General features: G+C 69.6%; 25 protein-coding genes and 1 pseudogene. All 26 read left to right on the top strand.

Annotation, left to right across the window (positions count from 1 at the left end; all coding sequences use genetic code 11):
- Positions 1-159 precede the first annotated feature (159 nt).
- The 26 genes and pseudogenes from ACFXB5_RS00245 (at position 160) to ACFXB5_RS00120 (ending at position 24,901) form a co-directional block, all read left to right on the top strand.
- Positions 160-3,231 (top strand): lantibiotic dehydratase, encoded by a 3,072-nt coding sequence (locus ACFXB5_RS00245; protein ID WP_385200930.1) that lies wholly within the window; start codon positions 160-162, stop codon positions 3,229-3,231.
- A complete protein-coding gene (locus ACFXB5_RS00240; RefSeq protein WP_385200929.1) occupies positions 3,228-4,421 on the top strand; it encodes a lanthionine synthetase C family protein in 1,194 nt (397 codons plus the stop codon). Before ACFXB5_RS00245 ends, ACFXB5_RS00240 begins: the two co-directional genes overlap by 4 nt.
- Positions 4,422-4,468: 47 nt before the next feature.
- Positions 4,469-5,482 (top strand): thiopeptide-type bacteriocin biosynthesis protein, encoded by a 1,014-nt coding sequence (locus tag ACFXB5_RS00235; RefSeq protein ID WP_385200927.1) that lies wholly within the window; start codon positions 4,469-4,471, stop codon positions 5,480-5,482.
- Positions 5,483-5,736: 254 nt separating this feature from the next.
- The gene (locus ACFXB5_RS00230; protein WP_385200925.1) at positions 5,737-6,360 is read left to right on the top strand and encodes a hypothetical protein; all 624 of its coding nucleotides are present in this window, start codon (positions 5,737-5,739) and stop codon (positions 6,358-6,360) included.
- A 30-nt stretch (positions 6,361-6,390) separates the two neighbouring features.
- Positions 6,391-6,762, top strand: a complete 372-nt coding sequence (locus tag ACFXB5_RS00225; protein ID WP_385200923.1) for a hypothetical protein — start codon at positions 6,391-6,393, stop codon at positions 6,760-6,762.
- The gene (locus ACFXB5_RS00220; protein WP_385200922.1) at positions 6,752-7,183 is read left to right on the top strand and encodes a DUF6093 family protein; all 432 of its coding nucleotides are present in this window, start codon (positions 6,752-6,754) and stop codon (positions 7,181-7,183) included. Before ACFXB5_RS00225 ends, ACFXB5_RS00220 begins: the two co-directional genes overlap by 11 nt.
- Complete coding sequence (locus ACFXB5_RS00215; protein ID WP_385200920.1) at positions 7,183-7,611, top strand: HK97 gp10 family phage protein; 429 nt, start codon at positions 7,183-7,185, stop codon at positions 7,609-7,611. The genes ACFXB5_RS00220 and ACFXB5_RS00215 overlap by 1 nt, the downstream gene beginning before the upstream one ends.
- Positions 7,608-8,051, top strand: a complete 444-nt coding sequence (locus ACFXB5_RS00210; protein WP_385200919.1) for a hypothetical protein — start codon at positions 7,608-7,610, stop codon at positions 8,049-8,051. Before ACFXB5_RS00215 ends, ACFXB5_RS00210 begins: the two co-directional genes overlap by 4 nt.
- A 130-nt stretch (positions 8,052-8,181) precedes the next feature.
- Positions 8,182-8,826 (top strand): hypothetical protein, encoded by a 645-nt coding sequence (locus ACFXB5_RS00205; RefSeq protein WP_385200918.1) that lies wholly within the window; start codon positions 8,182-8,184, stop codon positions 8,824-8,826.
- 77 nt (positions 8,827-8,903) lie between these two features.
- Entirely contained in the window at positions 8,904-9,386 is a 483-nt protein-coding gene (locus ACFXB5_RS00200; RefSeq protein ID WP_385200916.1) for a hypothetical protein, read from the top strand.
- Positions 9,341-9,727 (top strand): hypothetical protein, encoded by a 387-nt coding sequence (locus ACFXB5_RS00195; protein ID WP_385200915.1) that lies wholly within the window; start codon positions 9,341-9,343, stop codon positions 9,725-9,727. The genes ACFXB5_RS00200 and ACFXB5_RS00195 overlap by 46 nt, the downstream gene beginning before the upstream one ends.
- Before the next feature lie 37 nt (positions 9,728-9,764).
- Positions 9,765-14,021: a phage tail tape measure protein gene (locus ACFXB5_RS00190; RefSeq protein ID WP_385200913.1), complete on the top strand. Its 4,257-nt coding sequence runs from the start codon at positions 9,765-9,767 to the stop codon at positions 14,019-14,021.
- Positions 14,021-14,971, top strand: a complete 951-nt coding sequence (locus ACFXB5_RS00185; protein WP_385200911.1) for a hypothetical protein — start codon at positions 14,021-14,023, stop codon at positions 14,969-14,971. The genes ACFXB5_RS00190 and ACFXB5_RS00185 overlap by 1 nt, the downstream gene beginning before the upstream one ends.
- Before the next feature lie 13 nt (positions 14,972-14,984).
- On the top strand, positions 14,985-15,911 hold the full coding sequence (locus ACFXB5_RS00180) for a hypothetical protein (RefSeq protein WP_385200909.1): 927 nt from the start codon (positions 14,985-14,987) through the stop codon (positions 15,909-15,911).
- 2 nt (positions 15,912-15,913) lie between these two features.
- Positions 15,914-17,017 (top strand): hypothetical protein, encoded by a 1,104-nt coding sequence (locus ACFXB5_RS00175; RefSeq protein WP_385200907.1) that lies wholly within the window; start codon positions 15,914-15,916, stop codon positions 17,015-17,017.
- On the top strand, positions 17,018-17,455 hold the full coding sequence (locus ACFXB5_RS00170; RefSeq protein WP_385200906.1) for a hypothetical protein: 438 nt from the start codon (positions 17,018-17,020) through the stop codon (positions 17,453-17,455).
- Positions 17,456-17,600: 145 nt separating this feature from the next.
- Positions 17,601-18,494, top strand: a pseudogene (locus ACFXB5_RS00165) (peptidoglycan-binding protein); the annotation flags it as partial.
- Positions 18,495-18,821: 327 nt separating this feature from the next.
- On the top strand, positions 18,822-19,067 hold the full coding sequence (locus tag ACFXB5_RS00160) for a hypothetical protein (protein WP_385200904.1): 246 nt from the start codon (positions 18,822-18,824) through the stop codon (positions 19,065-19,067).
- A gap of 222 nt (positions 19,068-19,289) precedes the next feature.
- On the top strand, positions 19,290-19,859 hold the full coding sequence (locus ACFXB5_RS00155; protein ID WP_385200902.1) for a hypothetical protein: 570 nt from the start codon (positions 19,290-19,292) through the stop codon (positions 19,857-19,859).
- Between the two features lie 91 nt (positions 19,860-19,950).
- A complete protein-coding gene (locus tag ACFXB5_RS00150; protein WP_385200900.1) occupies positions 19,951-20,163 on the top strand; it encodes a hypothetical protein in 213 nt (70 codons plus the stop codon).
- A gap of 104 nt (positions 20,164-20,267) precedes the next feature.
- The gene (locus ACFXB5_RS00145) at positions 20,268-20,612 is read left to right on the top strand and encodes a hypothetical protein (protein WP_385200898.1); all 345 of its coding nucleotides are present in this window, start codon (positions 20,268-20,270) and stop codon (positions 20,610-20,612) included.
- A gap of 21 nt (positions 20,613-20,633) precedes the next feature.
- On the top strand, positions 20,634-21,617 hold the full coding sequence (locus ACFXB5_RS00140; RefSeq protein WP_385200896.1) for a recombinase RecT: 984 nt from the start codon (positions 20,634-20,636) through the stop codon (positions 21,615-21,617).
- Positions 21,618-21,693: 76 nt separating this feature from the next.
- On the top strand, positions 21,694-22,818 hold the full coding sequence (locus ACFXB5_RS00135) for a PD-(D/E)XK nuclease family protein (protein WP_385200894.1): 1,125 nt from the start codon (positions 21,694-21,696) through the stop codon (positions 22,816-22,818).
- An 82-nt stretch (positions 22,819-22,900) separates the two neighbouring features.
- On the top strand, positions 22,901-23,821 hold the full coding sequence (locus ACFXB5_RS00130) for a hypothetical protein (protein WP_385200892.1): 921 nt from the start codon (positions 22,901-22,903) through the stop codon (positions 23,819-23,821).
- A 100-nt stretch (positions 23,822-23,921) separates the two neighbouring features.
- The gene (locus ACFXB5_RS00125) at positions 23,922-24,200 is read left to right on the top strand and encodes a hypothetical protein (RefSeq protein WP_385200891.1); all 279 of its coding nucleotides are present in this window, start codon (positions 23,922-23,924) and stop codon (positions 24,198-24,200) included.
- Positions 24,201-24,286: 86 nt separating this feature from the next.
- Complete coding sequence (locus ACFXB5_RS00120) at positions 24,287-24,901, top strand: hypothetical protein (protein ID WP_385200889.1); 615 nt, start codon at positions 24,287-24,289, stop codon at positions 24,899-24,901.
- The last annotated feature ends 249 nt before the right edge of the window (positions 24,902-25,150 follow it).

Below are 25,150 nucleotides of genomic sequence, written 5' to 3'. Positions count from 1 at the left end.
ACCCCCCCCCACACTGGCCCCTCCCCCCCCGGGTGGCCCGCCGCCCGCCTACATCCCAACCGCGGGGTGGTTTGGCTTCTGGGGGGGGGCCGCGCGGGGGGGGGCCCGGCACCGGGCGGCCCTGAGCACCGGGACAAGGCACGAGAGGGGAGGCTGCGGGTGTATCGCTACGTGGATGCGGCCCTGGTACGGGCGTCTGCCCACCAGAGTGGACTGAGGCTGCCGCCGACGCCTGAACCATCCGGCGACACCGATGCGGACACCGGCCGGTGGCGGGAGTGGGCAGAGCGGGTGTGGGCCGTCGGGCCGGTCGCAGAAGCGATCGAGCTGGCCAGCCCCCACCTCTCCTACCGCATCCGGGAAGTCACGGCCGGGGACGGGCGGCCCAAGCAAGTGCGGCGGGCCGTGCTCTCCCTGGCCCGCTATGTGCTGCGCTTGCAGCACCGTCCCACGCCGTTCGGCTTGTTCGCCGGGATCGCCCCGGCTCGCATCGCCGAGAGTCTGTCGGTGCACTGGGGAGACCGGCACCGTCCCACCGCACGGGTAGACGCAGTGTGGCTGGCGGACGTGATCGCTCGCCTGGAGGCATGCCCCGAGTTGCTTCGCCGTCTGCCGGTTGTGGCGGATTCCACCTGCTTCGTGCGGGACGAACGGCTGGTGGTGCCCTGCCAGCAACCAGCCCACGACGCGAAGCATGGACCCGGCGAAATAGGCGTGCGCCACACCCGCGCCGTCAAGACAGTCCTGAACTCCAGCACGTCGCCCACCACCATCGACGCACTTGCGGGCAAGCTCGCCGCCGACTACCCCGACACGTCGGCCGAGACCATCGAGGCCCTGCTGGTCGAGCTGGTGGCCCGACGCATCCTGCTCACCGCCCTACGCCCGCCGATGACCGCCACCGACACCCTCGGCCACGTCCTCGACCAACTCGACACTGCCGGCGCCGAGGGCATCGAAGCCGTAGCTCCCACCGTGCGCGCACTACGGCAGATCCGGGCGACACTGACCAGGCACACCACTGCGCCGCCGGAAGAACGGCGGGCACTGCGCGCCTTCACCACCGAGACGATGACGGCCCACTCCCGTGCCGTGGAACAGCCCCTGGCCGTCGACCTGCTCCTCGACTGTGCACTGACACTGCCGAAGCACGTTGCCCGTGAAGCAGAGAACGCCGCGAGCGCGCTGGCCCGACTGACGGCATACCCGTCCGGCTCGCCAGCCTGGCAGGACTACCACGCGCGAGTCCTGGACCGGTACGGGCCCGGCACCCTGGTCCCCGTCCAGCAGCTCACCGACCCCGACACCGGACTGGCCTTCCCGGCCGGATACCGCGGCTCGCTCCTGCCCCGCCACGCTCCGGGGCTGAGCGCACGCGACGAACAGCTGCTCGCTCTGGCACAGCGCGCCGCGCTCGAGGACGCCCGCGAAATGGTCCTCACCGACGCGATGCTGGACAACCTCGCACCGGGACCGGTCGAACTGCCACTGCCCCACATCGACATTCGCTTCCGCCTCCAGGCCCCCACTCGCCAAGCTCTGCAAGACGGCGACTTCACGCTCGTCGTCAACGGAGTCGCCCCGGCGGCGGGGGCCACCGCGGGTCGCTTCCTCGACCTTCTCGACGCAGCGGACCGCGACCGGATGACAACCGAGTACGCTCGCCTGCCCACGCTGGACGGTGACGCGATTCGAGCCCAGCTCTCCAGTCCCCCACTGAACGTGAGGACGGAGAACGTAGGCCGGGCTCCGGCTCTTGGCCCGCACCTGATATCCCTGGCAGAACATCACACCGTCCCGACAGTCCCCCTTCAGGACCTGGCGGTCACCGCAGACGCCAACCGGCTGTACTTGATCCAGCTCTCCACCGGTCGGCCCATAGAACCCGTCCTGTTGAACGCCGTGGACCTTAAGACGTTCACCCACCCGCTGGCTCGACTGCTGTGCGAAGTGCCCCGAGCCCGCGCCGCCGCATTCGGGCCCTTCGACTGGGGAGCCGCCGCTTGCCTGCCGTTCCTTCCCCGCGTCCGCTATCGCCGCGCCGTCCTCGCCCCGGCCACCTGGCGGCTCACGAGCGCCGAACTGGCGGGCCCCCAAGCCTTGCCATCCCAATGGACCGACAGCCTCACGGCCTGGCGACGGCGCACTCACGTCCCCGGCACCGTGTATCTGGGGGATGACGACAAACGCCTTCGCCTGGACCTGGACCACACCGCCGACACCGCACTGTTGCGCGTCGAACTGGACCGCACCGGACAGGCAACACTGCGGGAAGCGCCCGATGAAGCGGCGAACGGATGGCTCGACGGGCGAGCCCACGAGATCACCTTGGCGCTCGCCTCCACCCGTACCCCTACCCCGCCCGCGGGGCGCCGCATCCCCACAGCGATCTCCCGGGCAGAGGATGGACACCCGCCTGGCTCCCCGACGTGGGCGTTTCTCAAGCTGTACGGGCACCCGGACCGTGCGGCGGACATCCTCACCCGCTACCTTCCCCGCCTCCTCGACAGCTTTGAACGCCAGCCCGAGTGGTGGTTCGTGCGCTACCGCGACCCGCACGATCACCTGCGGCTACGGTTCCGCCTCCCGCGCCCGGAAGCATTCGGCGACATCGCGGCCAAGGCTGCGACCTGGGCTCGGAACCTGCGGCAGCGCGGGCTGCTGAGCACCGTGCAATGGGACACCTACTACCCCGAGACCGGCCGCTACGGCGCCGGTGCGGCGATGGACGCCGCCGAGACAGTGTTCGCCGCCGACTCCGCCGCCGCCCTCGCACAGATGACCCTCACCGAGCACAGCGGCGCACATCCACACGCCATCACAGCCGCCAGCCTCGTAGACCTCGCGGTGTCCTACACCGGCGACACCCACACTGCGATGCACTGGCTGATCGACCACATCACGACCGAGAGTGCACCGCACTCCGCCCGCGCCCTCCACACCGAGGCGATGCGTCTGGCCAACCCCAGCAGACGCTTCGCAGCAGTGCGTGAGCTGCCCGGCGGCGCACGGCTCTCCAGCGCCTGGGCGGCCCGCCATCAAGCAGTGGAGAACTACCGCGCCACGCTCACCCCCGACGACCGACCCGTCCAGGACGTACTGCCCTCTCTGATGCACCTGCACTACCTGCGCGCGGCCGGAATCGACACGGTAGGCGAGAACATCTGCTCGCGCCTCGCCCGGTCCGCCGCCCTGGCCTGGATCGCCCGAAGCAAAGGAGCCCACGCGTGAACATTCCCACCACCGGCCCCGCCCCCTCGCCGGAGGACACCCACGCCCTTGCCACCCAGACGGCACACTCCCAGTCGCTGGCCGATGGCGCCGCCGGCATCGCCCTCTGGCACATCGAACGCGCCCACCGAGGCCAGGGCCCCCAGAGCAAGGCCCACGCCATCCTCGCCACCTGCGTCAACGACCTCATCACCGACGACAACGCCGCCCTGTACTTCGGGGCACCGGCCGTCGCCTTCGCACTGCACACCGCGTCCACCGGCAACGGCCGCTACGCCAAGGCCCTGCACGCCCTCGACACCCAAATCACCCAACTCACCCAGCGGCGCACCCAGGCCGCCCACGCAAGGATCGATCGTGGCGAACGCCCCCACGCGAGGGAGTACGACCTCTTCTACGGGCTGACCGGACTGGCCTCCTACTTACTGTGCCGCGACCGGGACAGCCAGACGCTGCGCGAGACCCTGGCCTACTTGGTGCGGCTGACGCTTCCGCTCGACGGCGACGAGGAGCAACTACCCGGCTGGTGGACCCCGTTCGACCCGACCGGCCACCGTTCGGAGAAGTTTCCCGGCGGCCATGCCAACCTCGGCATGGCTCACGGGATCAGCGGCGTTCTGTCCCTGCTCGCCATCGCAGCGCGGCAGGGGTGCGTCGTGGACGGCCAGACCATGGCGATCCAACGGATCTGCGACTGGTTGGACCTCCAGCGTCAGGACACCGAAATTAGCCCGTGGTGGCCACAGTGGATCACGCTGGCAGATCACCGCACAGGCGCGGTGACACAGTCCGGCCCCCTGCGGCCAAGCTGGTGCTACGGCACCCCCGGTCTGGCCCGAGCCCAGCAACTCGCCGCCTTGGCCCTTGGTGATGCCGAACGCCAGCGCATGGCCGAACATGCCTTGCTCTCCTGCCTGGCCGACTCCGCGCAGCTCGCGCACATCCGCGATGCCGGGATCTGCCACGGAGCCGCTGGCCTGCTCCATACCGTCCACCGGGTCGCCCAGGACGCGGCCGTGGCGGGATTCGAAAACCATCTCTCCCGCCTGCACGCCCTGGTGCTGGAGCAAGAACTGCCCGAAGACAGCGGATTCCTCAACGGCACGGCGGGCCGCGCGCTCGCGCTGATGACTGCGGAGTCGAACGGCGCCGTGGCCTCCGGCTGGGACGCCTGCCTCCTGTCGGGCTGACCGCTCCCCCTCCCGCCCCCGTACGGACCGTCGAGAGGACCCGCCCCGTGGCGCCGAACACGTACGTCACCGAGGACAACGTGCTGGCCGTCCTCGCAGGCGTACCACTGGACCAGGTCGCCGCGCAGGTCCCCACGACGCCCGCCGACCTCGACGACGCCATCGAGGTGTACCGGGCCGCCGGACGCGCGGCCCTCGAAGCCCAAGCCCAAGAGCGTGGCTGGTTCCAGGTCCGCGTCCAGTTCACCGACTGGCACACCGCCGAGCGGAGCGCCGCCGCCCACCTGAGCCCCCGTCTACGCGAGGCCCAGGAGGCGGGGACACTCACCGACTGGTGGTTCCTACGCAAGCACCCCTGCTGGCGGCTGCGCTGTCGTCCAGGCCCGAAGTCCACCAGAGCCGACATGACCACCGCCATCACCGCTCTTTTGGATGGGCTCGCCGACGACGGCACCATCGAGCGGTGGTGGAAACCATCCCTCTACGAGCCGGAAACCCTCGCCTTCGGCGGGCCCGAGGGCATAAGCCTCGCCCACGACCTGTTCCACGCCGACAGTCTCGGCACCCTGACCTACCTACGGCACAACGCGACCAGCGCGCAATTCGAAGAGCCAGTCGGCCGTAAGGAGTTGTCAATCCTGCTGTGCACCACCTTGTTCCGCAGCGCCCGCCAGGACGCACACGAACAAGGCGACATCTGGCACCGCGTCGTACGCGAACGCCCCCTCTCGGCGGAACCCCCCTTGGGTCGACTGCGCCGCATGTTCCCCGGCTTGAGGCGGCTCATGAACCTGGACACCTCACCTACCAGCACGCTCTTTGCCGCCGACGGGCCACTCCCGTTCGCCGTCTCCTGGTTCAACGCGTTTACCACCGTAGGGCGCGGCCTGGCCGATGCCGCCCATGACGGAACCCTCGAGCACGGCTTGCGCGGCGTCCTCGCCAACCACGTGATCTTCCACTGGAACCGTCTCGGCCTGCCCGCTGGAACCCAGGGCATCCTTGCGCGGGCCGCCCGCGAGGCCCTGATGAACCCGGCCCTCGACCCTGCGGGCGACTGATGTACCCCAAACCCGAAAATCCTGAGGTTGTGGACCGGATGTGCACCGCTCACCAGCGCGCCCGAAACGCCCTGGGCCTACGGCTCGGCCCTGACGGGAGCGAGGCGTGGGGCTGGAGGGGCAGGACACTGAGCCGACCCGTCACCGCGCCCGATGGGCTCGCCTGGCTCCGCCTCGCCTGCTCACCTACCGGCCAGAGCGACCGCACCTTCTGGGACGGCTCCCTCGAAGCCGCGAACGCTATCCCGGCAACGGTGCCCCGTCCTCGGCTCCGCGAGGTGCACGACTTCGCCGACCAGGTGTGGGAGTACCGAGCCGAACTGTACGACCACGTCGCTGTGCGTCCCATAGGACGGTCCCCGACCCTGACGACGACGCCTGACTTGCCATCGTCGTGGTGGACGGCATTGCGCTTGGCACTCGACGACACAGCCACGGTCGCCACCGACCGCCGCACCACCGACCAGCAGTACCTCGACTGGGCCATGCCCCGGTTTCTCGGTACCCCCATCGAGACCCGAGCGCCATCATGGACCACCGCCCACGGCGACCTCCACTGGGCCAACCTCACTGGACCCCGCCTCAAGATCTTCGACTGGGAAGGCTGGGGCCTGGCACCGACCGGCTATGACGCCGCCACTATCCACAGCTACAGCCTTCTCGTGCCTGGCATGGTCATCCGCATCCGTAACGAATTCGCGGACATACTCAGCACCGAGTCCGGCCGATTCGCCGAACTGGTCGCCATCACCGAACTCCTGCACAGCACCACCCGCGGCGACAACCTCCGGCTTGCCGACCCACTCCGTCGGCGCGCGGCGCACCTCCTGAGGCGCGCAGTACCCAGCTCCTTGCGCACCACAGCCGGGGGAGGGTAGCTGTCCGACAGCCGCCCTAGCATCGGTTGAATGGACTGCCACGACTCCGCTCGCCACCACGTCCGGATCACTGCCCGTGGGGGCCAAGCGACCGTTGAGGTCGACGGTGAGCGAGTAGACCCCCGCGCCGTCGGTGCCTACACCATCACCCAGATCGTGGGCGAGCCCGCCCAAGTTCTCCTCCACGTTACCGACCACGGCAGCGACCAGTGGTCGGGGATGGCGCGGGTCTCCGTCGCCGACGTCCCTGACCCGGGCCCGGCCGCCGCCGTGTTCCTCGACGCGATCGACCCGGAAGCCCTGGAGCGTGCCGCGCTGGCCCGGCCGGACCTCGGCACCGAGCCGTACTCGCTGACGAAGGCGATGCTCATCCAGCTCGGGGAGTGGGCCCGTGGCCTTTGACGTCGACGGCGTCCGCCGCGTCGTCGGTCGCATCCTGGACGACAAGCTGGAGGCATGGCGGGACAGCGCGGGCCGTACAGACGACGTGCTGGACGAGAGCACCGGCAAGCTGGTCCCGCCGACACCGGATGAGGAACTGGTCTGGGACGGGCTCGGCGCGGTGATGCCGCTCGGCCGCCCGGCCATCACCCAGCCCATGGAAGGATCGGTTGCCGTCGAGCCGCCGACCACCGACTACCAGGCCGTGCTGCCCATCGACGCCCCGGTGCTGAGACGCGACGACGTGATCCGTGTCGCCGGTTCCGTCCGTCCCGGAGGCCCCCGCGACCCGCTGTTGGTCGGCCGCCGGTTCCGTGTCTCCGACGAAGCAGTCGGTACGTACAGCGTGGTCCGTATCGTCCGGGTCCAGGTGATCGACTGATGGCCCCGGCGAACCCACATCCCAACGCCCACCCGGACGCGACCGCCTTTCGCGACCCGATCGCGCTGGCCGCCGCGCTCGCCCGCATGGGTCCGGCGACCCGCGCCCGCACGCGGACGATCACCCGTCACCACGCCATGCTGCTGCGAGTCCGCATCCAGCGGAACGCCAGTGGCAGGCCCGGCCCGAACGTGATCACCGGCCAGTACCGGGCCTCCTGGGACGTGCGGCTGCGTACAGGAGGCGGGGAGGTGACGGCGGAGGTGTTCTCCGACGCGCCGCAGGCGAGACGGCTGGAGTACGGCTTCGTCGGTGTGGACAGCCTCGGGCGGCACTACCGGCAGCCGCCGTTCCCGCACGTCGAGCCCGCATTCCGGCAGACCGAACCGGCGTTCATTCAGGCACTGGCGGACGGGGTGCTGCCGTGACTGCCCGCCTGCCGGTGACCCGCGCGCTCGCCGACCTGGTGGAGCATGCCACGGGCCGGCCGTGCGGCATCGGTGAACTCCCGCGTGTGCAAGGGAGATCCGGTTGGCGGGCTGCGTCCACCCCGTACACCGTCCTCGACTCGTTGCCCGCCGAGTTCACGGGCCCGCCGCTGTGGGACTGGCACGCCGATGCGGCCTGGTCCTACCAGATCACCTCGGTCGGGGAACGAGTCGATCAGGTGGAATGGCTGGCCGATCGCGTGCGCGTCGGCGTCGTCGGCCGGATCGACGGTCGCTGGAGCCACGACCTGCGTATTCCCGAAGCCCTCGTCATCGACCGGGAGTTGACGTACGACGCCGGAGGGGAGCCCTCGGTGTCGGCGGCAGGCGCTATCGTGTCCTACGTGCAGCGGTTCACGATCACCGTGACCCCTGCCTGAAGGAGCGTTTCTTTCATCCTCACCGCGGAGGCCCGCGCGGACGCTGGGCCCCAGGCCAGGCGAACCCCCTTTGAACCTCAAGGGGCAGGGCCTCGGCACGGGACGCTGCCCCAGAAGTGGGAGCGGACCTGTGTCCCTGAAGAAGCCGTCCACTCAGACCCGATTCCTTCGGCGCGGCATCTCCAAGATCTACTGGCTCAAGAAGATCAACGATCCGAAGTGGCCGTCGCGCACCGAGATCTCCGAGCCGAACCGGTTCGACCTCACCCAGGCCGTCTCGGACATCGAGGGCTGGGCGCTGGAGAACGACCCGATCGAGACCCCTGACATGGGGAGTACCTTCAACTCCTCAATCCCGGGCAACGACAAGGCCGAGAACTCCAGCCTGACGTTCTACGAGGACCGGCACTCCGACGCGGTCGAGCAGCACCTGCCCAAGGGCGCCGAGGGCTACGTCGTGCTGCTGCGCAAGGGCGACATCCCCGGCTCCCGCTCTGTGGACGTCTTCCCGGTACAGGTCGCCACCCGCGCCGCGACCTACTCCACCGGGAACGAGGCCGCCAAGTTCAAGGTGACCTTCACCATCACGGACGAGCCGTCGCTCGACGCCGTCGTTCCGGAGGCGTTCCACACCCTCCCGAAGCCGCCCGAGGACTGCGACGACGACCACGACCACACCCACGGTCACGGGGAGCATGACGACGAGCACGTTGACGTCACCGTCGTGAGCACCACCAAGACCGCCGCGACCGTTACCGAGCACGGCGAGGACTGAGCGTGTCGCGCCCCGCACCGGCCAAGCGCCCCTCCCCTCCCCGCGAAACGCTGTCGGAGGGGGCGTGGGCGGCCAGGATGAGTCGCCTGCGCCAGCGCCCCCGTCCGCAGAACAAGCTCCGCATCTGCGACGACGACCAGCTGCGGCAGCGAGTCGAGGAAACCGCGCAGGCCGCCCAGCGCGCCCGGCTTTTCGCCGAGGCGTCCCCGGCGGACGGTCTCGCTGAGCAGCGCGCCAGCGAGGCAGAGGCAGCAGCTGAGAAGGCCCGCGCTGCGTTCGATGACGCCTCGGATTTTCTGACGTTCCTGGCCCTACCGCGTCCCGTCCTTGAGGAGCTGATCGCTCAGCACCCGCCGACCGAGCAGCAGGCCGAGGAAGGTGCGATCTTCAATCCGGACACCTTCCCCGCCGCACTGGTCTCGGCCGCCTCACGCGACGGGATGAGCCGTGAGGAGGCCGATGAGCTGCTGACTACGTGGTCGGCGCCGGATGCCAACGCGCTGTGGGACGCGGCTTGGCAGGTCCAGCAGGAGAGCCGGGTCGAGCTGGGAAAAGGCTGAGCCGTGACACACAGCTTCGCGCCGAGCTGGAGCTGTGCGCCGCCTACGGCATCCCACACTCCCAGCTCCTCGGCGGCGACGGCCGCTGGTCGGAGCTGGACCGGGCCAAGGCGTTGGCGTGGGCGGAGCGGCAGCGGGCGGTGTGCCCGGAGTGCCACACCCGGCTGGAGGAGTGGGACCGAAAGCGCGGCGGCGACCCGCACGCCTACGTCACCGACACCCTGCGCTGCCCCGGCTGTGAGCTGATCGAGCAGGAACGCGACCACGTCCCCACCGACCGGTCCGGCTACGGCGTGAAGATCCAGCTCCTGCCCCGGACCCTGCACCGCGACCACACCTGAACAACCCCGCACGACCGACGTAAGGAGGCCCAGGGCGGTGGCCGGGTTCACCCTGACCGTGGCGATGCGCGCCGAGGTCCGCGACCTGATCGCGGGTTTCCGTGCTGCCTCTGGTCAGGCACGCACCTTCGCCGACCGCACCGCCGCCGCCAACCGCTCGCTGGCCCGCCTGGACGCCAATGGCGCACGTCTGGCGAGCCAGTTCGCTGCGCTGAACCGCTCCAGCCGTGCAGCCGTCGGCGAGCTGAACCGCATTGCCGTCCGCGCCGCAGCCGCCCGCGCCAGCCTGCGCGCGGCCGGGGACGACGGAGCCCGCTCCATGTCCCGCCTTCAGCGCGCCACGGCAGGCGCAGGCAGGCGCGGAATGTCCGCCACCAACATGCTCGCGGGCGGCAGCCTGCTCCTGGGCGCGAGCGAGATGGTCCAGGAGGGCAACCGCTACCAGAAGCAGATGAATTTGTTCCGGGCGGTCACCTCGGCCACCGCAGGACAAATGAAGCGCGCCGCCGTCGTGGCGCAGGAACTCGGTAACGACCTGTCGCTTCCGGGCTCGACGGCGGCCGACGCCGCCGAGGGCATGGTCGAGCTGAGCAAGGCGGGCTTCCGCGCGGATCAGTCCATCGACGCCGTACGTGCCTCGCTCCAGCTCGCCTCGGCAGCCGACGTCAACGCCGCCACCTCTGCTCGGTACTTGGGCGACATCATGGATCAGTACGGTCTCAGTGCTGATCAGGCGTCGCGGTCCGCGGACACGCTGGCCGCCACGGCGAACAACGCCTCCGGCTCCATCACCGACATCTACTACTCGATGCGATACGCCGGACCGGTCGCCAACGCGCTCGGCGTCTCGCTGCAGGACACCGCCGCGGCGGTCGGCATGCTCGGCAAGAGCGGCATTTTGGGGCAGACGGCCGGAACCAGCTTGCGGGGGATCTTCGCGAACCTTGCGGCGCCGACCCCCCAGATGAAGGGCGCCCTGAAGGACTTGGGGATCGACGCCTGGGACGCGCAGGGCCGTTTTAAGGGGCTGCGCGTCGTGATCGATGGTCTGGCGAAGGCCGAGCACAACCTGTCGCAGAGAGATTTCACCGCCGGGGTCACCAAGGCGTTCGGCAAGCCCGCGCTCAGTGGCGCGGCGGCACTGGCTCACCAGGGCACCGAGAGTTTCGACGCCCTGTCGGTGGCGGTGCGGCAGACCGGCGCCGCCGCGACCATCACCGCCTCGCGCGGACAGGGCCTGACCGGCGCGATGACCCAGCTGCGGACCCAGGCACGGCAGACCGGGCTGGCGCTGTACGAGGGCATGGCACCTGGGCTTGAGTGGGTGACGCGGCTGTTGACGCGTGGGATGGCCGGGGCGACGCCGTACCTGACTACCGCGCTGGAGTATGGCCGCAACCTTGCCGTTCTGTACGGACCGGAGCTGAAGGCGAAGACGAGTGCCGGTCTGGGCGGGCTCATCGATGAGGCGAAACGACTCGTCGGACCGCTCAAGGAGCTGGGCGAACACACTCTCGCCACCGGCCTGAACCTGTTGATCAACGCGGCCCGTACCCTGGGTGAGGTCTTGCGCAATGCGGCGGATGGCGCGGAGCCCATCGCGAAGGCGTTCACCAGTTTGGGCGAAGGCGGCGGCGCGGCGGCCGGCACGCTCGACATCATCGCCACCGTCGCGAACGTGGCCATGGACGCCGTGTCGGGCCTGTCCGCCGTGCTGGTCCCGGTCGGCCACGTCGTCGGCGGATTGGTCAGCGCCTTCGGCGCCCTGCCCGCCCCCATCCAGGCGGCAGCCTTGGCGATGCTGCTGTTCCGCAGGGCGCAGCCGGGCCTGACCACTCTCGCCAACACCGTCACCGGGCCGGTGCGCACCGGGTTCGCGAACTTCAACCAGCAGATGCGGGTGCAGCAGACCCTGGCCGCAACCGCGGGGGTGTCGCTGTCCCGGTACGGGGCGGCCTGGGCGGCTGTGCAGGCCAGGGTCGGGTTCCTCGGCAACATGACCGCCGCGTTCCGCAGCGCCAACGGGGCGGGCGTGACGTTCATGGGGACGATGAACGGAGTGACCCGCGCGGCCGGTTCGGGCCTGCGCTCAGCCATGTCGGGTATCTCCGGGGCCCTGGGCGGACCCTTCGGTATCGCCATGGCCGGTGTCTCGGTCGGCCTTGGGCTGCTCGCCGCGCGTCAGCAGCGTGCGGCGCAAGCGGCGGCCGAGCACCAGCAGCGCATCTCCTCTCTGACCTCGGCACTCAAGGAGTCGAACGGGCAGATCACCGGCGATGTACGCGGGCAGGCCGCTCAAGTCCTGATGGACACCAAGGTCTCGCAGGGGCAGCTGACGAAGGTCATGGACGAGGCCGGGGTACCGATCTCCTCCCTGACCAACGCCTACCTCGGCCAGGGCACTTCCCTGGACGCGCTGCAGAAGAAGCTCCAGGCCACTGCCGACAGCCACAAGGTGTGGAAGGACGTGGCCGGAGGCAAGTCGACCGTCCAGGACTACTCGCCCGTCGGCCAGCGGTACAAGGACGCCGCTGACGCCCTCAACAGCGTCAAGGGCGAGATGTCCGAGTCCATCAAGAACGCCAAGGAGCTGGCCAAGGCCACCCAGGGCACTGGCGACGGCACCTCCGCCTACGACCGGCTCAAGAGCGCCGTCGGCGGTCTGGCCGACGAGACCGCCGACGCCGACACCCGCACCCGCTCCCTCAAAAGCGCCCTCGACCTTCTCTCGGGCGGCCAGATCTCCCTCCAGGCCGCGAAGGCGAAGGTCAACAGCGCCGTCCTGGACCTGAAAGAGGGCGGCAAGAACGTCAACCAGAAGGAGGGCTACGGCGGCAAGCAGCTGGTCAACCAGGACAAGACCCTCAACACCACGACCAGGAACGGCCAGCAGCTCTACACCCAGCTCACCGCCCTGTCCGACGCGGCGTCCGACGCCTCGGTCGCCACCTACGACCTGGCCAAGCGCAACGGCGAAGCCCTGCCCGCAGCACTCGCCAAGGCCCGCGGGGAGATGAGCCGGGCACGCACCGAGGCGATCAGGGCCGCACGCAGCTACGGGCTCACCAAGAACCAGGCCGAGGAAGTCGCCGACAGCCTGGGCCTGCTGCCCTCGAAGGTCTCGCTGTTGCTTCAGACCAAGGGCATGGACTCCACCCTGGCGAACCTCATCGCGGTGCAGGCGGAGTTCCACCGGCTCCCGAAGGCCAGGACGATCAAGGTCGACTCCTTGAGCGATGGTGCGCAGAAGAAGCTGCGCAGCCTCGGCTTCACGGTCAAGACGGTGCCCGGCACTCGGCAGATCAGGATCACGGCGCCAACGGCGGCGGCACGGAAGAACCTGGACGGGCTGATCGACAAGCTGGGTCGAACCCCGAACAGCAAGAACGTCCACGTCTCCGCGCCGACCGCAGCGGCCATCAAGAGCTTGTCGGCGGTCCAGGCCAAGATCAGAACCACCCCCGGAGCGAAGTCGGTCATCGTGCGCGCTCCTACGGCTCGCGCTCGGAAGGAGTTGCAGGCGCTCGGCTTCCGGATCGAAAAGGTCCCCGGCTCCAAGAACGTCCGGGTCCTCGTGCCGACCAGCGGGCCTCGTAAGGCGGCCGACTCGATCCAGCGCAGGATCGATGCGCTGCGCGGCAAGTCGGTGACCGTCACCACTCGGCACGTGAATGTCCTGGAGACGATCCGCAAAGCACCGTCCGACACGGCCGATGCTCTACGCCGACAGGCCGAGAACCTGACCAACCACGCTCGGGGCGGTGTCGTCGACTACTACGCGGACGGCGGCATCACCGGCGGACCGCGCCGCGAGAATCACGTCGCCCAGATCGCACCGGCCGGGGGCTACCGGATATGGGCGGAGCGGGAGACCGGTGGGGAGGCTTACGTGCCTATGGCCGCCGCCAAGCGCGAGCGGAGCAAGGCCATCGTCGAGACCGTGGTCGACCGGTTCGGCGGCCAGGTCGAGTGGTACGCCAACGGCGGGGTGCGGGGAGCCCGCGGCCGCGACTACACCCCGATGCTCGCCGGCTCCTTCAAGCAGGCCCGCAGCGTCGCGGCGATGGCGGGCGTCGTGCGCGCCTTCGACCTCCGCACCGGAAGCGACCGCGCCCGCACCCGCGTGGTCGACGCCCGCGCTGGCGGCCGGGTCCAGGTCGTCGTCGTGCGCGAGCAGCAGCCGCTGATCGGCTCGATGCCGGTCACCGTCACCGACAGCGCCGCCACCCCTGAGCAGATCGGCTCCGAAATGATGCGCACCCTGCGCAACGCGCAGCGGGGCGGGAGAGTGTGATGACCACAGCACCCAACAAGAACCCCGAACTGGGCCCGTGGCAGTACGAGATCGGCGGCGTCGTCCTCGGCACCGGCAGCCTCGTCCCGGTCGGAACCATCGAAGGACTCGGCTCCCCGGCCACCCGGCCGCAGGACGCTGACAACACCAGCAGCGACGGCTCCTCGCCCGGCCGCGACTTCTACGGTCCGCGCCCTCTGCGCTTCGAGGCGGGCATCAAGACGCCCGGCGACCCGGTGAAGGCGGCCGGGATTCTCGCCCGGCTGGAACAGGCCGTGGACAACCCCGCCGCCCGGACCAGCCCGGACGGCCGCCACATCCTGCGCGGCCGGTGGCCCGGTCACACAACGCGCCGCATGTACGGGCGACTTCGCCGCATGGAGGCCACCAGCACCGCCACCGCCGTGCACGGGTGGATACCCCTGGACATCGAATTCGTCGGCCTGGACAACCCCCGCTGGTACGACGACGAGCTGTCGAAGCTGACCCTCGGCCTCGACCAGGCCGCCCACGCGACCAGCGCCGACCGCACCGTTGACGAGGCGATGGGCCGACCCGCCGCCTGCCGCCGCCCCGCCGACCCGGAGCACCGCTCAGCCGACGACCGGCCCGGCTGGGTCACCAACCACGGGGACGCGTCGACGTACCCGAGCCTGCGCGTCCACGGACCGGTCGCCCGACCGCGGATCTGGAACACCGTCACCCGCCGTGTCCTCGAACTCGACGTATCGCTGCGCGAAGGCGAGTGGGTGGAGCTGGAGACCCGGCCCGGCACCTGCTGGGCCCTGCGCAACGGCACCGTCAACGTCGCCAACGACCTGAGTCCTGCGAGCCGTCTCGATCTGTTCACCCTGCCGCCCGGACGGTCCGAGATCGCGTGGAACGCGGCCGACCCGTCCGGCACCGCGCGCCTCGAGGTGGCGTGGCGGTCGGCGTACACCACCCTGTGAACGGAGAGCACTCGTGACGCTGCAACCCCCGATGATGGTGCGCGGGGCCGACCACTCCGCCCGCACACTGCGTCTGATGATCCGCGATCTCGCCCGGGGCCGGCAGGGCGTTGCGGAGAGCCAGGACCTGAAGGTCCGCCCGCTGGAGACCCCCGGGCCCGGCGTCCGCGTCGGTGACGGATCGGCCCTCATCCACGGCGCCCGCCCATGGCAGGGGGCCTACACGCAGAGCAACATCGGTGATGCCGTGGTGGCCGTCGAGCCAACCGGCCCGTTCGCGCGCACCGACCTGATCGTCCTGCGGATCGAGGACCCCGAGTGGGAAGGGGAACGCGACCCCCGTACGCAGGAGATCGGCTACTTCCACGTCGTCAAGGGCGTGGCCCATGATGCTTCCGCCGTTCCCGAGGGGATGACCGGCGTCGCCCTGGCCCGCGTCGCCCTGCCGCGCAACACCGCAGCGATCACCTCCGACATGATCACGGACTTGCGCCAGATCGCGAACCCGCGCACCGAACGCATCCTGCGCACCGTGCACCCGACGAAGACGGACGAGGCGCCCGGCAGTCACGGCCAGTGGGCGGCATGGCCGCAGGAAGCGGCCTGGGACCTCGACGTCCCTGCCTGGGCGACGGCGGCCACCATCGTCGTCACCCTGAGCGGTCTGCGCGCGGAGGCGGGCTCCGTGTACGCCGAGCTGCGCACCCGGCTCGGGGAGCGCGCCGCGAAGCCGACCGTCGTGGACGACGACGGAACGACGACCCGCCGCTCCAGCGCGACCCTGGCCGACACCCTCGCCGTGCCGCCCGCCTACCGGGGCACCCGCCAGCACCTGGCCGTCGAGATCAACCAGAACGACAAGTACGGCGACGGCAAGCTGACAGTGGCCAACGGAACGACGGTCACCCTCGACGTCGCCTTCACGGAAGGGCCTGCCTGACGATGGCCGACTACCGCTACATCGTCGCGCGGGCCGCGACCGGTGACGTCCTGCACTGGCACCTCCCGCTGGCCGAAGTCGAGTACGGCCCGGAGATATCCGGACCCGGCTCGCTGAAGGCGACCCTGCCGACCGCGTTCCGCCGCTCGCTCAGCGACATGCTCGACGCTGGCGACACGGTGCTTCTGGTCGAGCGCAACGCCCGCCTCGACTGGGGCGGCATCCTGTGGCGCGCCGAACCGGAGGGCAACACCCTGCCCGTCGAAGCCTCCGGCTTCACGAGCTACCTCCACCGCCGCTTCGACCTGCACGGCAACCTCGACGGCCGCGGCCCGTACATCGAGGCCGACCCGTGCCAGGTGATCCGCGATGTGTGGGCCTACGCCCAGACCCAGCCGGACGGCGACCTCGGCGTGAGCGTGGACGACACGAAGTCGAAGGCGAAGACCGGCACCGCGAAGGACCCGTACACCACCGCGAAGACCGACCCGCGCAACCTCGGCGAGATGGTGGACGAGATGGCCGAGATCGATGACGGCCTGGAGTGGTCGGAGACGGTGACATGGCGCGGGCGCAGCGCCGAGCGGCGCATCATCCTCGGCGCGCCGCGGCTCGGCCGACGCCGGGAGGACCTGACGTTCACCACCGGCGCGAACGTCGTCGGCACCCCGCACGTCATCAAGGACGCCGACTCCTACGCCCAGTGGGTCATCGGGCTCGGCGCGGGCGAGGGCAAGAAGCGCAAGGTCGTCGTGGACGGCGTACGCAACGGCCGCCTGCGCCTGGAGCACCGACTGGAGACTAGCGAGAAGGACGAGACGAAGCTGAAGCAGCGGGCCCGCCGCGAGCGGCTGGCCCGCCAGGTCCTGCCCGCGTTGACCGAGCTGGAGATCACCGACCACCCGGCGGCCCCGATCGAGGCCCTGCGCATCGGGGACGACGTACGGGTCCGCCTGTTCGAGCCCCACACCGCGTTCGACGGTTGGTGCCGGATCGTCGGCTGGACGGTGCGGCCCGGCGAGGGCGAGACCGCCGAGCGCGTGACGCTGAAGCTGGAGCGCACCAGTAAGCCCGAGGACGAGTCGGGCGAGGACGGAGAAGAGTAGATGCCGGACACGATCGCCGACCTCGGCCGCCGACTGGCCCGGCTGGAAAAACGAGTAGTCACGCTGGAACGCGCCCGCCGCGCGCCGTACCCGGAGTGGCGCGACCTTCCGCTGACAGGCGACACCAACGTCCCGGACGAGGACCAGCCGCCGCAGTTCCGCGCCAACCCCTGGGACACGACGGAGTTCTGCGGCCGGATCGGACTGGCCAGCAGCCGGGCCACCGACGAGCAGTTGATTGCCCTGCTGCCCGAGGGTTACTGGCCCGAGGCTCCGCGGACGGTCGACGTCGCCTCCGACGCAGCCCGGCGCGCCCTCCAGCTCGACGTCGATCCCAAGGGCCTGGTGCGGCTGCGCGTCCAGGGCGGGGGAAGCGTCCGCGCATCCTGGATCAGCCTCGACAGCGCGTCGTTCCGAACCGACCACGGCGACACCTGACTGGCGGCGCCCGGCTACTGGCCGGTGCTCCGCCGGTAGCATGACGCGTGGGTGACCCTCCACCCGCTTCGCACTTCCGAGGGACCGGACCGCCGTGGCGGCCACGGCCGACTGCCATCCGGCGCAGGGGAGAAGGACGAAGCGCGTGGCTACACCGCTGAGCGCGGACAGGTTTCTGTCCGTGCTGAAGGGCGCCGGGCTCGGCGTGGTCGAGCACGGCAAGTGGCGCACCCACAACCGCAACACCCACGGCAACTGGGGCCCCGCAAACGGGGTCATGATCCACCACACGGGCTCCTACAGCTCCGAGTCCGACATGGTGGAGACGTGCCGCGTCGGCTACCAGGCCCTTCCCGGGCCGCTGTGCCATGGCGTGATCGACCGCTCCGGCACGGTCCACCTGGTCGGCTACGGCCGAACCAACCACGCCGGCATGGGCGACACCGACGTACTGCTCGCCGTTATCGCGGAGAAGGCGCACCTTCCACGCGCCAACGAGGAAGACACCGACGGCAACAGGCACTTCTACGGCTTCGAGTGCATCAACGCTGGCAGCCAGCTGTGGCCCTCAGCGCAGCTGGACGCGATGGCGCGGGCCGCCGCAGCGATCTGCCGCGCGCATGGGTGGAACGAGCACAGCGTCATCGGCCATAAGGAGTGGAAGCCGTCCAAGTCGGATCCCGGCGGAATCGACATGGATGACTTCCGCGCCCGCGTCGCCGAGCATCTCCGCGGCGACAGCAAGCCCCCCGGCAAGCCGAAGCCGAAGCCAGACCCGAAGCCGAAGCCTGCACCGAAGTACGCGGCCTGGCCAGGCAAGGACTTCTTCCGCGACGGGCGCTCCTCGCCGGTGATCGAGGCCATGGCGAAGCGGCTGGTCGCCGAAGGCTGCGACTCCTACGACACCGCGCCCGGCCCGGTCTGGAACGACGCGCACCGCCGCAGTTACGCCGCCTACCAGATCAAGTGCGGACATCACGGGGGTGCCGCCGACGGCGTCCCTGGCCCGGAGACGTGGAACAAGCTGCGGGTCCCGCACCAGGCCCGCGCCACCGAACCGGCACCTGACCAGCACCAGGAGAAGAGCGACCCCATGCCGCAGGCCCTCGCTGATGTCGCAGAGCGGACCATCGCCACCTACCTCCAGTCCCTGTTGGGTCTGATGGCTGCATCCAGTACCACCGACGTGGTGTCCTTGTCCGCGTGGCAGGCTGCGGTCGTCTCCGCGCTACCCGCTGCCCTGTCGGCGCTGAAGTCCACCATCGGGACGGTGCTCGGGCGGCCGGGCACCGCCTCGTGGCTGCCGCTCAAGCGCGCCCCGGCCACGCCCGCCCGCTGACCTGCGGCACGAGAGAAGGAGGAGACGGTGCCGGAAGGAGAGGTTGCACTGGCCCTCGCCGAGCTGCGCAGCGCGCTGGAAGTGGGCCTGGCCCGGATCGACGGACAGCTCGCGTTGCTGGTGCAGCGGTCCGACCAGACCGACAAGGCGGTGGAGGACCTTGAGGCGAGGGTGACGTCCTTGGAGAAAGGGCGGTGGCCATTGCCGACCATCGCCGTCCTGGCCAGCATCACCGCAGTGGCGCTGACGCTGTTCGGCATCGCCAGCGGATGAAGCCGAAGCTGTCCGAAAGAGCGCGGCACCGGGGTAGGGCATGAGTGCCGAGCATCTACAGACGCAGGCGAACGGCCCTCGCCGGAGCGGGGGCCGTTCAGGGCCTCTTGGAGAAGACCGCCGCCCACGGTAGCAGGGGCCCCCTTTCGCCGAGCGCGTTGCGCGGTGCGCGGCTACCCTGCCGGTGGCACGCGAGAGGCGATACAGCGAGGGACGGGGACGATGCACAGGCGTAAGCCGTACCTGGTCGGGCACCAGGAGTTCGCTGCCCTGTACGGGGTGGAGCCACAGATGGTGGGGCAGTGGCTGGCTCCCAGTCGCCGCGTCCTGGACCCGGCGACAGCCATCGTCGTCTCCGGCGTCAGGTACTGGCCGCTGGGGTTCGCGTGCCGCTTCGGGAAGACCACCATTCGCCCGAAACTGCTGAACGTCCGGTACAAGGAACAGCTCATGGCGGTGCAGGGCGAGGGCTGGGAAGCCGACTCCAAGGACCAACTGCCCCCGATCGTCGGTCAGCACGAGATCATCGAGCTGTTCCACGTGCCGTCCCAGGGCACCCTTGCGACGCGGATAGCCCAGGGCAGCTTCCCGGAAGAGGACTGGCTACTGTCCGGGTCGCGGCTGTGGCTGCTGGACACCGTGATCGAGGCCGTGCCCGTTCTGCGTGCGAGCGCCCGCAGCCTGCCGTGGGAGGTGGACGAAAAGGTGGCGGCAGCCTTGCGGGCAGGCACCTACGACGGCCCCGGATCGGTGGTGTTGACGCGCGGACGCCATGCACAAAAGAGTCCCTGACCTGCGGAAACACTGTACTTAGACTCTTTGTGCGAATAAGATATAGGTATATCCCCTCGAGGGTTGCCCTTATTCGCACAAGGAGGCAGCAGTGCAGATCATCCACACCCCTGGCGGCGACGTGATCGCCGTCATGAAGGCGAAGGAAGCCGTCCTGGCTGAAGCGGCGCTGATGCGCTATGTCGCCGGGGACCCGGACTCCAACCTCGCGGCCCGGATGCTGTGGGAGGTCGCCACCGTGAACGAGAGGGTCGAGCGGCGCACCGAGGGGGCGGCCGAGGCGGCGGCCTCCGACTCGGTCTGATCGCGTCGGCTTGAAGTCGGGCCTGCTGGCGGCGGGGTTGATCGGCCGCCCCTCAGCCTTCAAGATAGGTGGCATTCTTGAAATCGGCTATCAGGGGTGGGGGTATGGCAGTCGTCCAGGACAAGATTCCGGGCCTTGTGATCCACGCCGTGCGGCAGCCCGACGCCAAGGCAACGACGATCCAGGCGCAGTTCGAGGCGTTCCACCAGCTCAACCCTTGGGTTCTGCGGGCCCTGGAGAGCCTGGCCGCCGACTACCTCCAGCGCGGCGCCGCCCGCGTCGGCATCGGGATGCTCTTCGAGGTCCTGCGCTGGCGCTACGCCACCGCCACCGAAGGCGACGAGTTCCGCCTCAACAACAACTTCCGCTCCCGGTACGTCCGGCTGCTCATCGAGCGCCACCCGGAGTGGACCCCCGCGTTCGAGGTTCGCGCACTGCGGACCGACTGAACCGAATTTCTTGGAGAGATCGTGAACGACGAACACCCCAGCGACACCCAGGCCGTTGAGGGAACCGTGGTCGAGACGCCCCCGAAAGCGGGAGCGGCCAGTGCCATCGTCCTGCGCGCCGACCAGGACGAGTTCGACCACAAACAGCTGAGCACCCTCGCGCTGATCAGCCCCGGACTGGCCGCCGCTCCCCGCGGTCACCTGGCGATGTTCTTCCACTACTGCGTCCGCACCGGCCTGGACCCGTTCGCCCGCCAGATCTACATGATCGGACGGAAGAATTGGAAGGCGGCCGACAACCCCGACGAGCCCGAGTACACCTGGACCATCCAGACCGGCATTGACGGATTCCGCACGGTCGCCCACCGGGCCTCCGCGAAGGCCGGAGAGGCCATCTCCTACGAGGACACCGTTTACTACGACTCCGAGGGCAAGGCCCTGGAGGTGTGGCTGCCGAAGGCGCCTCCGACCGCCGTGAAGGTCACCGTCCTGCGGGATGGCGCAAGGTTCCCCTTCATCGCCCGCTGGGACGAGTTCGCCCCCACATACTACGACCCGAAGCAAGGCGGGTACGTGGTGGCGAAGATGTGGCGGCAGATGCCCGCCCACATGCTGCGCAAGTGCGCCGAGGCCGGTGCCCTGCGGATGGCCGCGCCCCAGGACCTGTCCGGCGTGTACGTGCACGAGGAGATGGAGCAGGCCGATGCCGAGGCGGTAGCAGGCGTCTCCGAGGACGCCACCCAGCGACTGCGGGCAGCTGCCGGACTGGAAGGCAGCGACGCGGACGACGGCGAGCAGGGCGGCAGCGCCGCAACCGGCGAGGAAGCGACCGACCGTACGGCGCGTGGGGACAAGCCCGCGCCGAGGAAGCGCGCGAAGACCGCGAAGCCGAAGCCGGAACCGGAAGCCGAGCAGGACGTGGAGGCCAGTGAGGACCCGGCCGGACGCAAGCGCGCCACTCCACGCAAGCGTGCGGCCTCGGCCAAGAGCCGCACCGCCTCCTGACCCCTCCCCATCCGCTCGGTGCCGCCTGCCTGCGGCGGGCGGCACCCTGTCTTCCTGGAGATCACCAGTGACCATCATGGCCGAGCGGCCCGTCAGCCTGTGGCCCGCAGCCCACGCTGCCGACGCGCGCCGCCCCCGTTCCCTGCAATCCAAGATCGGCGCGAGCGATACCGTGTGCGCCCGCCGCGCCGGATATCTCCTGCACGGCTACACACCCACCGACGGCGGCGAGAAGCGCAAGGCGATCTTGGGGACCTGGCTCCACGCCGGGATTCTGTCGGCCGCCCGAGAGGAGTTCGGCTGGATCATCGAACGCCGCGTCGAGGACGACACGATCCGCGGGCACATCGATGCGGTGCAACTCGACAGCCACACCGCCTCTCGCCTGCCGAAGCGGCTGCGCCCGAGCTTTCCGGCCGATGAGACGACCGTGGAGGACGTGAAGACCAAGTCCACCTACCAGTGGGACAGCATCCTGCGGTACGGGGCCAGCGACGCCGAGATCCGCCAGGTCTTCCTGTACGCGGACCTGCTACGCAGCGAAGGGTTCGCCGACATCGAGGGGCAGCGGCAGCTCGCCCGCCTGGGCCCGGTGAGCGTCGGCCGTATCCGCTTCCGGTTCATCAACCGCGACAACGGCGATGACCACGTGCAGGAGATGGCCTACAGCGCCGAGCGGGCCCGCGGCGCACGCTGGTGGGTAGAGCAGGTGCGCGACGCCACGAGCCCGGAGGAGCTGCCGCGCACCTTCCAGGGGCCGGGCCTGTCAATCGTGTGTGACAACTGCCCCTTCAAAACGGCCTGCTGGGGGCCGGTGGCCGCCGGGCGTCGCCCGCAGAGCATCCTCATCCACGACGACGCCGAGAGGGAGAAGGCGCTGGCCGAGTACGTCGAGGTCTCGGAGCAGATGAAGCCGCTCAAGGACCGGCAGAAGTTCCTGCGGGCCAAGCTGGACGGCTCGGATCCGGGTGCCTACGGCGACAACGTCCTGTCCTGGAGCGGCGGCAACCCCACGAAGGCCGATGACGTGGACGCGATGGTCGCGCTCTACCAACGGGCCGGTCTGGAGGTGCCGATGGCCCCTGACGTGGCGGCGATGAAGACGCAGCTGAAGGCCGCGAACATACCTGTGCCCATACGGCTCGATCCTGACAAGCGCACGTCGGTAAGCATCAACGTCACCCTGCGCAAGAAACCCTGAACTCACGCTCCGGTAGGGGCAGAGCCCCCATTTGGCCCTGCCCCTACCCCAGTGCGGCCCGAATCGGACGTGACACGGAGATGTGCGGGTGAGCATCCATTTGATGTTGGCGGCGGCCTATCTGCCCAAGGAGGTGATCAATAAGACGCAAAAGATGGTCCTGATGAAGATCGCCGACTCCGCCGATGACCAGACGCTCCTGGGGCGGCCGGGCCTGGAGCGGATGATGGCCTGGGCCGGCGTGGGGGAGAAGCAAATCATCACGGTCGTCACCGAGCTGGTCGGGCTGGGCTTTGTCGAGCGAGTGGAGGTCGGCCGCGTCGGGCGGCGTGCCGAGTACAAGGTCTTTCCGCACGGCGTGCCTCCCATCCCGTCTACGGAGGAGCTGATCGAGCGGCGCCGTACCGCGCAGCGTGCCCCGAAGAATCCTCGATTGGCCCGGCAGGTGAAGCGCCGCAAACCATCGTCGACAGCTCGTACCCAAAGCGATGTGACCGCCCGCGAGGAGGAACGAGCCGCCTCCGAGGCGTCGGATGAGGGAGGGTTGCCCGAGGGGAACCCTGTAAGTGAAGAGGAGAGGGTTCCCCCACGGAAACCCGGCAGGTTCCCCCAGGGGAACCGAGAGGGTTCCCCCACGGAAACCCCTTCTTTTCCTTCTCATTCCTCATTCCTTCCTTACCCCCCTACCCCCACAGCTGGCGCTGCGGGGGAGCCGGTCGAGGCTGGTGAGGAGCAGCCGCTGAGCGGCTGTGAGCGGCACCCGCAGCCGGTGGCCAACTGCCGGGGGTGCGGGACCAACCCGCGTGCCGGTCGCGAGCGGGCGCGGCGTGAGGCTGCGGCCAGCGAGCTCACCGCACAGCAGCAGTGGCTGCGGGAGTTCTTCGCCGAGCAGGAGCGCCGTGTTGCCGACACGGACCCCGAGGCCCTGGCGATGGCCCGTCAGCGGACGAAGGAGCTGGCCCGCATGAACCGCTCGCCTTGGCCCAACTCCGGCGGTGACTAGGCGATTTGAAAATCGGCAAACATTGACGCCCCGGTGTACACGAATAAAATATAGGTACAAGTTCGAAACTCCTTCGAACGCCAACCCCTTGGGAGAAGCGATGCAGATCCTGACCCTCGACCCCGTCGGCTACGTCGTCGTGGCCGAAGTCGTCCACGGCCCGGCGGCCGAGCCCATCCTTGGCAACGGGGTGTTCTGCTCCGTCGACTGCGCTGCCCACGAGGTGCGCGACCTGGCCGTGGCGCTCGGCCTGCAAGGGCGGGGTGCGACGTTCCTTGCTCGGCATCAGGGTCGCCCTGTCGGCGTCGCCGTCACCCGGGGTGGCCGCATGTGGGCCGTGCAGATCCTCTCCTCATGCGAGCTGGCCAGTAACGACTGAAAGCACACCCGAGATAGGTGGCATTTTTCAAAAGCGAGCACCTTCCCTGGTGCGTCCACCCCGCAACACCCTCTTGGAGAACAGAAGTGACCATCGCAGCATTGCCCGACCACAACAGGACCACCGACCCGCTGTGGCTCAAGCTGTTCCACGGCTACCGCCAGGTCATCGCCCCGCTGCGCCACAACGGCTGGACCACCGACGTCGAGCTGTGCGGGGGCGAGTGCCACCTCCGCGCCGACCTCGGCGACGGCACTGAGCTGATCATCGCCGCCACGCACTCGCTGCCCATCAACCCCGCCGAGGTGGACGGCTGGACGGTGGTGCGTCAGGGCATCGACAACCCCGACGTGCACACCGCTCTGTACGACTCCACCCCCGGCGGCCCGCAGGCCCACCACGGCGTCAGCCTCACCCCGATGCTTGCCCGCATCGACGCCCTGGACGTCCCCAAGACCGCGCAGCGGCTGATCACCTCGGCCACGCACACCGCGCCCTATGGCGCCAATCACAACCAGACCGGCGGCATCGAGACGCCCGGAATGGCCATCGCCCGCTTCTTCGAGTGGTCGCAGCGACTGGTCACCGGGGAGGACTACCGCAAGGTGTGGGAGCGCCCCGAGCCGGACGGCTACCCGCTCGCGCTCTTCGAGCGCATCGGCCACATCACCACCGTCCGCGTCACGCCCTGGCATGAGTAGCCGTCGGCGATGCTGCCCGCTCCCCGTCAGGGGTGCAGGCCAGTGATCTGGCTGCTGCTCGTGGGCCTCCCGCCTCTCGCGGCGTTCATCGCCCTCGGGATCCAGGACAGCCGCCACCACCGCGCGTTACGCGCCCCCGACCGGTCCTGACCCCCTTGGGGGGGGGGGGGGCCGCCCCCCCCCGCGCGCCCCCGCCCCGCCGCGTCTCCACCACAACCACCCCCCCACACACCCAGAGAGCGAGAGAGT

It is taken from the genome of Streptomyces sp. NPDC059455 (assembly GCF_042750115.1).
In the GTDB taxonomy this organism is placed as follows: Bacteria; Actinomycetota; Actinomycetes; order Streptomycetales; family Streptomycetaceae; genus Streptomyces; species Streptomyces endocoffeicus.
The sequence above is the reverse complement of the archived record's forward strand: the minus strand, read 5'-3'. Positions and strand labels throughout refer to the sequence as shown.